Annotated in this window: 9 protein-coding genes; 6 read left to right on the top strand and 3 right to left on the bottom strand. The window is 66.5% G+C overall.

The genetic code is table 11. The features are described 5' to 3' along the window. Positions 1-302 precede the first annotated feature (302 nt). From JHD07_RS22145 to JHD07_RS22120, 6 genes are all read left to right on the top strand, one after another. Complete coding sequence (locus JHD07_RS22145; protein ID WP_291625765.1) at positions 303-1,862, top strand: efflux transporter outer membrane subunit; 1,560 nt, start codon at positions 303-305, stop codon at positions 1,860-1,862. Continuing rightward, entirely contained in the window at positions 1,859-3,085 is a 1,227-nt protein-coding gene (locus tag JHD07_RS22140) for an efflux RND transporter periplasmic adaptor subunit (RefSeq protein ID WP_291625763.1), read from the top strand. The genes JHD07_RS22145 and JHD07_RS22140 overlap by 4 nt, the downstream gene beginning before the upstream one ends. A gap of 1 nt (position 3,086) precedes the next feature. Continuing rightward, on the top strand, positions 3,087-5,045 hold the full coding sequence (locus tag JHD07_RS22135; RefSeq protein ID WP_291625761.1) for a MacB family efflux pump subunit: 1,959 nt from the start codon (positions 3,087-3,089) through the stop codon (positions 5,043-5,045). A gap of 90 nt (positions 5,046-5,135) precedes the next feature. Next, complete coding sequence (locus tag JHD07_RS22130; RefSeq protein ID WP_291625759.1) at positions 5,136-5,849, top strand: response regulator; 714 nt, start codon at positions 5,136-5,138, stop codon at positions 5,847-5,849. Then, the gene (locus JHD07_RS22125; protein ID WP_291625757.1) at positions 5,846-7,177 is read left to right on the top strand and encodes an ATP-binding protein; all 1,332 of its coding nucleotides are present in this window, start codon (positions 5,846-5,848) and stop codon (positions 7,175-7,177) included. The genes JHD07_RS22130 and JHD07_RS22125 overlap by 4 nt, the downstream gene beginning before the upstream one ends. Positions 7,178-7,234: 57 nt before the next feature. After that, on the top strand, positions 7,235-8,389 hold the full coding sequence (locus JHD07_RS22120) for an MFS transporter (RefSeq protein WP_291625755.1): 1,155 nt from the start codon (positions 7,235-7,237) through the stop codon (positions 8,387-8,389). A 97-nt stretch (positions 8,390-8,486) separates the two neighbouring features. Here JHD07_RS22120 and msrA read toward each other — a convergent pair whose 3' ends face one another. The 3 genes from msrA to JHD07_RS22105 form a co-directional block, all read right to left on the bottom strand. Then, positions 8,487-9,002, bottom strand: coding sequence for a peptide-methionine (S)-S-oxide reductase MsrA (gene msrA / locus JHD07_RS22115; RefSeq protein ID WP_291625754.1), 516 nt, complete (start codon positions 9,000-9,002; stop codon positions 8,487-8,489). A 128-nt stretch (positions 9,003-9,130) separates the two neighbouring features. Continuing rightward, positions 9,131-9,553, bottom strand: coding sequence for an OsmC family protein (locus JHD07_RS22110; RefSeq protein ID WP_291625753.1), 423 nt, complete (start codon positions 9,551-9,553; stop codon positions 9,131-9,133). 91 nt (positions 9,554-9,644) lie between these two features. After that, on the bottom strand, positions 9,645-10,267 hold a 623-nt coding region (locus JHD07_RS22105), incomplete at its 5' end, for a molybdopterin dinucleotide binding domain-containing protein (protein ID WP_291625752.1).

Genomic DNA, 10,267 nt, shown 5'->3' with positions numbered 1-10,267 from the left:
CCCGGCTCGCGAACATGACGACCTCACGATCGCCCCTCAAGGATGAGCCGGGATGAGCGACACATACGCCATTTCCGAATTTCGGTAAAGCGGAATATTTTTGCGACGACGGGTTGACAGAGGGTGAAACAGGGCCGAGTCCTCGCCGCCGAGATACCCCGCAACATCTGTTTACATTCAGCAACATTCACGCTGCCGAAAGGCCACGATCGGGCGGCTAGTGGGCCTTGTTTGTCGTTCCCTACCGAAGGCCACGAGCACTGCGCGTCCCGCGGCAAGGCCCATGGATCTCAGTCGATTTGATGCCGCCACACTTGTTCGTCGCAGTTCTCACGCCATCCGCAGAGGAGGACCATCACCCGACGCCGTCCCCACTGCGCGCCGCCCTGTCGCGCGCCGGATCGGCCTGCGTCGCGCTGATGCTGGGCGCCACATTGGCTGGCTGTGCCGTGGGCCCGGACTATGTCGGCCCGCCCGGGCTGGACTTGCCGTCGCATTGGAGCGCCAAGTCCATCTCACGCCGGCACGCCGGCACGCTGGATCGCTGGTGGCTACGTCTGCGCGACCCCCTGCTCAACCGGCTGATCGAACAGGCGGTCGATGCCAACCCCGACGTCGCCAAGGCCAAGGCCGCTGTGCGCGAGGCGCGAGCGACGGTGCAACAGACCCGCGCCGGCCTGTTTCCTTCCGTCACAGGTTCTGCGTCGGTGAGCGACAACAAGACCAGCGCCGGCTCCGGTTCGGCGGTCGCCGACACCGCGCCCTACACGCTGCATCAGGGCAGCTTCGATTCGAGTTGGGAGCTCGATCTGTTCGGCGGCACGCAGCGGAATATCGAGGCTGCGGTGCGCGGGCAGCAATCGGCCGAAGAGGATCTGCGCGACACCCTCGTCACGCTGATCGGCGACGTCGCCGCCTATTACGTGGAGGCGCGGGGATACCAGGCGCGGATCGCGCTGGCGCAGCGCACGTCCGTCTCGCAGCGCGACACCGAAAAGCTCACCCGCAGCAAATACGAGGCCGGCAGCGGCAACGCCGTCGATCTCGCCAAGGCGACCGCACAGGCTGCGACCACGGAGGCGAACGTTCCGACCTATCGTGCGGCGCTCGCGGCCGACATCCATCGGCTCGGCATCTTGCTCGGGCGTCCGCCCGACGGCGTCGCTTCGCTGATGGCACGGTCCGCGCCAGTGCCGGCGCCGCGCATGCCGCTCCCCACCGGCTTGCCCGCCGATCTCCTCGCGAGCCGCCCCGACGTCGCCAGCGCCGAGCGCAAGCTCGCCCAGGCCACCGCCAAGATCGGCGCGGCCGAGGCCGACCGCTATCCTGCGGTGTCGCTGACCGGCTCGGTGGGCACCTCCGCGCTGCGCGCGGGCGATCTCGCAAAATACTCCACTATGAGCTGGTCGGTGGGGCCCGCGATCACGGTGCCGGTGTTCGACGCGGGCAAGCGCCTGGCGACCGTCAAGATCGCCGAGGCGCAACGCGACCAGGCGTTCGCGACGTTCCATTCGACCCTGCTCGCCGCCCTTGAAGACGTCGAGAACGCGCTGGTGTCGATTTCGCAAGAGCGCGTCCGCGGGGTCAAGCTGGCCGAGGCAGCAAAGAACTATCGGGAGGCCGCCCGGCTGTCGCGATCGCTGTTCGAGACCGGCAGCGCAAGCTTCATCGACGTGCTGGACGCCGAACGCTCGCTGTATTCGGCCGAGGATTCGCTGATCCAGAGCAAGGTGTCGGCGGCCAAGAACTACATTTCACTCGCGAAGGCGCTCGGCGGCGGCTGGTCCGATCCGGTCGACATATCCGCGCCGATCATCGTGGATCTCAACACTGGACCGCACTTCAGGGAGACGGTGAAGTGACTGCAATCATCACCGCCAGGCGGCTGAAGATCGCCGCGGCCCTGATCGCCGTCGTCGCAGCCGGCGTCGTGGCGGCCACGCGCCTCTCCGGCACGCAGGGCAAGGCGCAGTCCTACATCACCGCGCCGGTGATCGTGAGCGACCTGCGGGAGGAAGTGCTCGCGAGCGGCACCCTCAAGCCGGCGCGACTGACCGCGGTCGGCGCGCAAGTGTCGGGCCGGATCACCGCGCTCAACGTGCGCGTCGGCGACACGGTCAAGGCCGGGGACGTCATCGCCCAGATCGACCCCGTCACCAAGCAGAACGATCTGCGCAGTTCGGAAGCTTCGCTCAAGAACTACCGCGCCCAGAAAATCGAGAAGGAAGCCGCGTTGGTGCTGGCAGAAGCCAACCTCGCGCGCCAGCAGGCGACACTGGCGCAGCGTGCCACCTCGCGCAGCGATTTCGACAGCGCGGATTCGACGGTGCGGCAGACCCGCGCTCAGATCGCCGCGCTCGAAGCGCTGATCGTGGGCGCTGAAGCCAGCGTGGAGACCGCGCGAGTCAACCTCGAATACACCCGCATCACCGCCCCCATCGACGGCACGGTGCTCGCCACCGTGGTTCAGGAGGGCCAGACAGTCAACGCGGTGCAGTCCGCGCCGACCATCGTCGTGCTCGGCCAGCTCGAGACCATGACGGTGCGAGCCGAGATCTCCGAGGCCGACATCGTCAAGGTCAAGCCGGGCCAGGCGCTGTATTTCACCATCCTCGGCGACCAGGACAATCGCTACGAGGCCAGGCTGGAGCAGATCGAGCCGGCGCCCGAGTCGATCAAGAGCGACGCCAGCTTCTCTTCGACCACCACCTCGAGCACGAGTTCGAGTTCGTCGAGTTCCACCAGCACCGCCATCTACTACATCGGCGTTTTCAACGTCCCCAACGAGGATCTTTCGCTAAGGACCTACATGACCGCCGAGGTGCACATCATCACCGGTGAAGCCAAGCGCGTGAAGGTCATCCCCGCGCTCGCGTTGATGCGGAAATCCGACGGCCGCAGCACCGTCCGCACCCTCGATGCGTCGGGTGACGTGCGCGAGCGTGAGGTCAAGACCGGCCTCAACGACCGCACCATGGTCGAAATCAGGTCAGGCCTGTCCGAGGGCGAAAGGGTCGTCACCGGAGAAGCAAGCGAGCAGACCGCATCGCGCAGCATACCGGGCGGCCCGCCGGGGGGGCCCTGACATGAGCGAACCCATCATCTCGCTCGAGAACGTCCGCCGCGAGTTCATGGCCGGCGACACGCGCGTGGTCGCACTCGACGACTTTTCTTTGGACATCCGCCGAGGGGAGATGGTGGCGATCATGGGCTCGTCCGGCTCGGGCAAATCGACGCTGCTCAACATCCTCGGCTGCCTCGACCGGCCGACGTCGGGCACCTATCGCGTCGCCGGCAAGAACGTCTCCGAGTTCGACGCGGACGCGCTGGCGGCGCTGCGCCGCGAACATTTCGGCTTCTTCTTCCAGCGCTATCATCTGCTCGCAGACCTCTCGGCCGCCGCGAATGTCGAGATCCCCGCCGTCTATGCCGGCGTCGATGCGCGCGAGCGCCGGATGCGGGCGAACTCACTGCTCGATCGGCTCGGCGTCGGCAGCCGAGGCGGGCATCGCCCGAACCAGCTTTCCGGCGGCCAGCAGCAGCGCGTCTCGATCGCGCGGGCGCTGATCAACGGCGCCGAGGTCATCCTGGCGGACGAGCCCACCGGCGCGCTCGATCGGCGCAGCGGCGAAGAGGTCCTGAAGATCCTCAAGGAGCTGCACCGCGAGGGACGGACGATCATCATCGTCACCCATGATGCCGATGTCGCCGCCCGGGCCGAGCGCATCATCGAGCTGCGCGACGGCAGGATCGTTTCGGATCGCCGCACGGAGACCACGGCCACGGAGCTCGCAGCTCCGGTCCCCCGAACCCCGTGGGACAGCCGCCCCGGCTGGTCCGGCGCTTTGCGGCGGCTCCGCGAGGCCTCCCGCATGGCGCTGGTGGCGATGGCCGCGCACAGGCTGCGCGCCTTCCTGACCATGCTCGGCATCATCATCGGCATCGCGGCGGTATCGTCCGTGGTCGCGCTCGGCAACGCATCGCAGCGCAAGGTGCTGTCGGACATCTCGAGCCTCGGCACCAACACCATCGAGGTGTTTCCGGGCAAGGACTTCGGCGACGCCCGCGCGGCCAAGATCAAGACGCTGGTGCTCGACGATGCCCGCGCGCTCGCTCGCCAGAGCTTCATCGCCGGTGTCACCCCGACGGTGTCGACCAGCACGACGGTGCGCTATCGCGGCAACGAGTCCAACGTGCTCGTGAACGGGGTCGGCGAAAGCTATTTCCTCGTCAAGGGCGCCAAGCTGGCGAAGGGCCGCCTGTTCGACGAGGATGCCGTCCGCAACATCGAGCGGCAGGCGGTCATCGACGACAACACCAGGAAGACCTTCTTCGCCGACGACCAGACCTCCGGCATCGGCCGCGTGATCTGGCTCGGCAAGGTGCCGTGCCGCATCGTCGGCGTGATCGCCCAGCAGCAAGGCGGGTTCGGCTCGAACCAGAACCTGTCGGTCTACCTGCCCTACACAACCGTGCAGGCCCAGTTCACCGGCGACCGTGCGCTGCGCAGCATCCTCTTGCGGATCAGCGACGAGATCTCGACCAATCTGGCGCAGGACGCGGTGACCACGTTGCTGACCCAGCGGCACAACACCAGGGACTTCGTCATCCTCAACACCGACGACATTCGCCGCACCATTACCAGCACGACGCAGACGCTGGCATTTCTCGTGGCGGCGATCGCGGTCATCTCTCTGGTCGTCGGCGGCATCGGCGTGATGAACATCATGCTGGTATCCGTCTCGGAGCGGATCAGCGAGATCGGCGTGCGCATGGCCGTCGGCGCAAGGCGCAGCGACATCCTCCAGCAGTTCCTGGTGGAGGCCATGCTGATCTCGTCCATCGGCGGCATCGCCGGCATTCTGATCGCGGTCCTGCTCGGCATGGCCGTCAACATCGCGATGCCGGGCTTCCAGATCAGCTATTCGCCGCTCTCCATCGGCGCTGCGTTCCTGACCTCGACCGGTATCGGTGTCGCCTTCGGCTTCTTCCCCGCGCGGCGCGCCGCCTTTCTCGACCCCGTAGTGGCGCTCAGCCGCGACTGACCGTAGGATTGCACCATGACCGTAGTTGTTCGGACGAGACAAACGTCCTCAAATCGACCAATGATCGACGCTCCCGATGCGATCTCAATCATGACCAACGGCACTCCCAACATCCTGATCGTCGAGGACGACCGGCAGACCCGCGACCTCATCGTGCGCTATCTGCACGAACATTCCTTCGCGGTCCACGCGGCCACGAACGGCCGGGAGATGGACCGGCATCTGTCGCAGAACCGCATCGACCTCATCGTGCTCGACCTGATGCTGCCGGGCGAGGACGGCCTCAGTCTCTGCCGGCGCGTGCGCATGGAATCCATGACGCCGATCATTATCCTCACCGCGAAGGGCGAGGATCTCGACCGGATTCTCGGCCTCGAGATGGGGGCTGACGACTATCTGCCGAAGCCGTTCAACCCGCGCGAGCTTCTCGCCAGGATCAACGCCGTGCTGCGCCGCCAGGCGAGCGGACTTGCCGCCGGTGCCACGGCGACGCGCCTCAAATTCCAGGGCTGGATCATCGATCTCCGCCTGCGGGAATTGCGCGACCCCGAGGGCGCTCAGGTGCCGCTGACCAGCGCCGAGTTCGATCTGTTGCAAGCCTTCTGCGAACGGGCCGGCCGCATCCTCACCCGTGACAATCTGCTGAGCATGACACGCGGGCGTCCCGGCGCCAATTTTGGCCGCAGCATCGACGTGCTGGTCAGCCGGGTGCGCCGCAAGATCGACCGCAGCGAGGAGACGTCCGTGATCAAGACGGTCCGCACGGGCGGCTACATCTTCACGCCGGTGGTGGAGGAAGCATGAGGCGCGCCGCCGACATCGTCGCGCTGTTCAGCTTCAGGCGTATCAGCGGCCAGATCGCGGCCTTGATCCTGGGATCACTGATCCTGATCCATTTGCTGATTGCCGGATACTTTCTGCTCAACCGGCCGAACGTTCTGACGGACAGCCCCTTGAAGCAGTTCGAGCTGGTTGCGAGGATCATCGTCAATACGCCGCAGGGAGAGCGAGGTGTCGTTCTCGAAAATGCCAGCCGGACCTTTCCGTCGCTGAAGCTGCAGTTGAGAAAGGATGTTTCCGCCTCCACCGCTCCGTTGCCGGAGCGGACGCGCTTGCCCACCCCCTCGACTATCGAAGGCCCGGTCGATCTTATTCGCGGCTCCACACCGGAAGACAATCGCCTCTGGTTCTATCTGGCAAACGACGACGTGCTCGAGGCGACGATCGGGACATTCAGGATGCCTGACTTCGTGAGCGGCCTCTGGACGAGCACGCTCCTGTTCCTGGTGGCGAGCGTGACGCTGCTCGGTCTCTGGGCCGGCCGCGCGCTCAGTTCGCCCCTGTCGGCCTTCGCGCGCGCGGCAGAGGACTTCAGCTTGAATCGCTCGTCCGAGCCGTTGCCTGAAAACGGCCCGGAGGAGATCAGATCTGCGGCGAGAGCGCTCAACCGGATGCGCGAACGCGTTACCGCGCTGATGAACGATAGAACTCGAATGCTGGCCGCCATCAGCCATGACCTGCGCACCCCGATCACGCGCCTGCGGCTACGCTCGGAATACATCGAGGATCCGGCACAGCGCACCCAGACCGTACGCGACCTCGATCAGATGCAGTCGATGCTGGAGTCGGTGCTCTCGCTGCTGCGCAGCGAAAGCCCGGTGAAGCCGACGCTGGTGGACGTCGCCGCGCTGCTCCAAATGGTTTGCGAGCAGTTCTCGGATTCCGGATTTGCCGTGACCTATTCCGGACCGGACCGGGCCGCCTTCGTCCTGCGGCCCGACGAGGTCATCCGCGCGGTCACCAACCTCGTCGAGAACGCAACACGTTTCGAAACCCAGATCGAGGTCGCGCTGTCGACGATCGAGGACCGGCTCCTCATCGACGTCTCCGACGACGGGCCCGGTATTCCCGACGAAAGGAAGGCAGCGATGCTGGAACCGTTCGTGCGCGGAGAGGACGCCCGAACCATGGACGAGACGGCCGGATTTGGTCTCGGCCTCTCGATCGCGCAGGCGATCGTGACCGCGCATGGCGGAACGCTCGAACTGCTCGACAACGCGCCCAAGGGCCTGCGCGTTCGCTTGCAGCTCGCGAGTTCGCCTCGCGACATCTCGAGCCCGCCGAAGACATAAAGTCGCGACAATCGTCGGGCTTGTCGGTCGCCCCGCCTTTGCTCCCCCGGAGTCCTCATGTCTTCTGCCGACCGGCCTGCGACGCGCCTTGCGACCCGGCTTGCCTTCTTCGTCGCGGGCTTCGGCATCGCGTGCTGGGCGCCGCTGGTGCCGTTCGCGAAGGCGCGGCTCGCGGTCGACGACGGCGTTCTCGGGCTGCTGCTGCTCAGCCTCGGCATCGGCTCGGTCGTCGCGATGCTGCTGACCGGCGTGCTCAGCGCGCGCCACGGCAGCAGGCCGATCATCATTGCGGGCGGGCTCGGTCTGACGCTGGTGCTGCCGCTGCTGGCGGTGGCAGGATCGCCCACGACGCTGGCGCTGGCGCTGTTCGTCTTCGGCGCCGCGCTCGGCTCCATCGACGTCGCCATGAACATCCACGCCGTGGAAGTGGAGCGCGCCGCGGGGCGTCCGCTGATGTCCGGCTTCCACGCCCTGTTCAGCATCGGCGGCTTCGCCGGCTCCGCGCTGATGACGGCGCTGCTCTCGCTGCAGCTCGGCGCCCTCGCCTGCACGCTGATCTGCGCCGTCCTGATGCTGATCGCGATGCTCATAGCCTCGCCACGCCTGCTTCGCGCGGTGCAGGTGCAGGAGGGCCCGTTGTTCGTGCTGCCGCATGGATCGGTGCTGCTGCTCGCGCTGCTTGGCGCCATCACCTTCCTGGTCGAGGGCGCGATGCTCGATTGGGGCGCGCTGCTCCTCATCGGCGCGGGGCTCGTCACCGAGGCGCAAGGCGGAACCGGCTACATCGTGTTCTCGATCGCCATGACGGTGGGACGGCTCGGCGGCGACGCGGTCGTTGCGCGCATCGGCGACCGCGCGACGCTGCTCGGCGGCAGCCTGATCGCCATTGCGGGCTTTGTGGCCCTGCTCACGGCGCCCGTTGCAGCGGTTGCCATTGGCGGGTTCCTGCTGATCGGGCTCGGCGCGTCGAACCTCGTGCCGGTGCTGTTCAGGCGGGCGGCGCGGCAAACGGTGATGCCTGCCGGCCTCGCGGTCGCGGCCGTCACGACCGCAGGCTATGCCGGCGTCCTCATCGGCCCGGCCGGCGTCGGCTTCATCGCGCAGATTGGCGGCCTGCCCTTGGCGTTCTGGCTGCTGGCAGCGCTGATGGGACTCGTCACGCTATCGGCGCGGATCGTCACCACCAGCGCAGGACAGGCCACCGCGAGTTGAAGCGCGATGAGATCTGGATGAATCGTCATCGCGCTTCAGGTTGTTGTTTGCGCATGATCCTTCCGGAAAACCGCTTCGCACTTTTCCGGATCATGCTTTAGCCGCCCACTGCAGCCGCGCGGCGCGGCAGCTTCCAGCCGGACCGGATGAAGTGGCAGGTGTAACCGCTGGGATAGCGTTCGAGATAATCCTGATGCTCCGGCTCGGCCTCCCAGAACTCGCGCGCGGGCGCGACCTCGGTCACGACCTTGCCGGGCCACAGGCCGGAGGCCTCGACGTCGGCAATGGTGTCTTCGGCGACCCGCTTCTGCTCCTCGCTGGTGTAGAAGATCGCGGAGCGATAGCTCGTGCCGATATCATTGCCCTGGCGGTTGATCGTGGTGGGGTCATGGATCTGGAAGAAGAACTCCAGCATATTGCGGAAGCTGGTCCTCGCCGGATCGAACATGATCTCGATCGCTTCGGCGTGGCCTTCGTGATTGCGGTAGGTGGCGTTCTTGACGTGGCCGCCGGTGTAGCCGACGCGGGTGGAGATCACGCCCGGCTGCTTGCGGATGAGATCCTGCATGCCCCAGAAGCAGCCGCCGGCCAAAACTGCGCGTTCCGTCGTCATGTGATGTGCTCCCAATTGATCGTTTTGCAGCTGCCGCAACATATAGGCGTTCGGCGGCCGCGCCGAAAGCCTGGCAGGCGCGTCCACCCGGCTCCCAGAGCCGGATGGACCCGGGCAAGCGCCCGCTTCTAGCCCAGCTTGGCGTCGAGCGTGATCGCGGCGTTGAGCACCTTCGACACCGGGCAGTTCTTCTCGGCCTCGCCGGCGAGCTTGGCAAAGCCGGCCTCGTCGAGACCAGGCACCTTTGCACGCAAGGTCAGCGCGGACTTGCTGATCTTGAAGCCCTTGCCCTCGGGCTCGAGCGTCACCGCCGCTTCCGTCGACAGTTCCTCCGGCGTGAAACCGGCCATCTGGAGGCCGAAGGCCAGCGCCATCGTGAAGCAACCCGCATGGGCTGCCGCGATCAATTCCTCGGGATTGGTGCCCTTCTCGTTCTCGAATCGGGTCTTGAACGAATAGGGCGTCTGCGCCAGCACGCCGGATTCGCTGGTCAGATGACCAGCCCCGTCGCGGCCGGTGCCCTTCCAGACTGCCGTTGCCTTGCGGATCATGTCAGTTCTCCCTTTCTGATTTAAGCACAAGCCCTCGGTACCGCGGGAAGGCGGCATAGACGTGACGCCAGGCGAGCAACCGGCCAGCGCCCTACGCCGGATCGAACGCCCGGATCGGCGGCAGATTGCCGGTGAACTTCTCCACTTCGACGGTCGTCAGCTGGCCGGTGCAGCCCTGGGCCAGCGAGGAAGTGCCGACGTCGCGGGTCAGCACGTTCGGATTGCCGTGGACGCAGAGCGGTGCCTCGTCCTCGGGATCCATCGGATCGTACCAGGCGCCGGTCGGAAGCTGGACCACGCCGGGCGCGATGCCGTCGGTGACGTGGACCGCGGCGAGGCAGGCGCCGCGCGCGTTGAACAGGCGGATGATGTCGCCGTCCCTGATGCCGCGCGCCTGTGCATCGGCCGGGTTCATGCGTGCGACCTCGCGGCCGCGATGCTTTCCGGCCAGCGAATGCCCGCCAAAATCGAGCTGGCTGTGCAGGCGCGTCGCCGGCTGGTTGGCGACGAGGAAGCACGGCGCACCGGGCCTGGGCATGTCGGTCTTGTCGAGCCAGACCGGGTGGCCGGGACAATCGGCATCGCCAAGGGCGGCGATCTTGGCCGAAAAGATCTCGATTCTGCCGCTGGGCGTCGGCAGCGCGTGATTGACCGGATCCTCGCGGAAGCGGCGCAGCCGGCCGCCGTCGTCCGGTTGCTGCGGCACGACCAGGC

This window comes from Bradyrhizobium sp. (genome assembly GCF_016462955.1).
In the GTDB taxonomy this organism is placed as follows: Bacteria; Pseudomonadota; Alphaproteobacteria; order Rhizobiales; family Xanthobacteraceae; genus Bradyrhizobium.
This window is presented reverse-complemented; position numbering and strand designations above follow the sequence as displayed.

What these genes read in the sequence shown, in the direction of transcription:
- msrA (WP_291625754.1), bottom strand. Translation starts at nt 9,002, where the DNA reads ATGACGACGGAACGCGCAGTTTTGGCCGGCGGCTGCTTCTGGGGCATG.
- JHD07_RS22125 (WP_291625757.1), top strand. Translation starts at nt 5,846, where the DNA reads ATGAGGCGCGCCGCCGACATCGTCGCGCTGTTCAGCTTCAGGCGTATC.
- JHD07_RS22130 (WP_291625759.1), top strand. Translation starts at nt 5,136, where the DNA reads ATGACCAACGGCACTCCCAACATCCTGATCGTCGAGGACGACCGGCAG.
- JHD07_RS22110 (WP_291625753.1), bottom strand. Translation starts at nt 9,553, where the DNA reads ATGATCCGCAAGGCAACGGCAGTCTGGAAGGGCACCGGCCGCGACGGG.
- JHD07_RS22145 (WP_291625765.1), top strand. Translation starts at nt 303, where the DNA reads ATGCCGCCACACTTGTTCGTCGCAGTTCTCACGCCATCCGCAGAGGAG.
- JHD07_RS22135 (WP_291625761.1), top strand. Translation starts at nt 3,087, where the DNA reads ATGAGCGAACCCATCATCTCGCTCGAGAACGTCCGCCGCGAGTTCATG.
- JHD07_RS22120 (WP_291625755.1), top strand. Translation starts at nt 7,235, where the DNA reads ATGTCTTCTGCCGACCGGCCTGCGACGCGCCTTGCGACCCGGCTTGCC.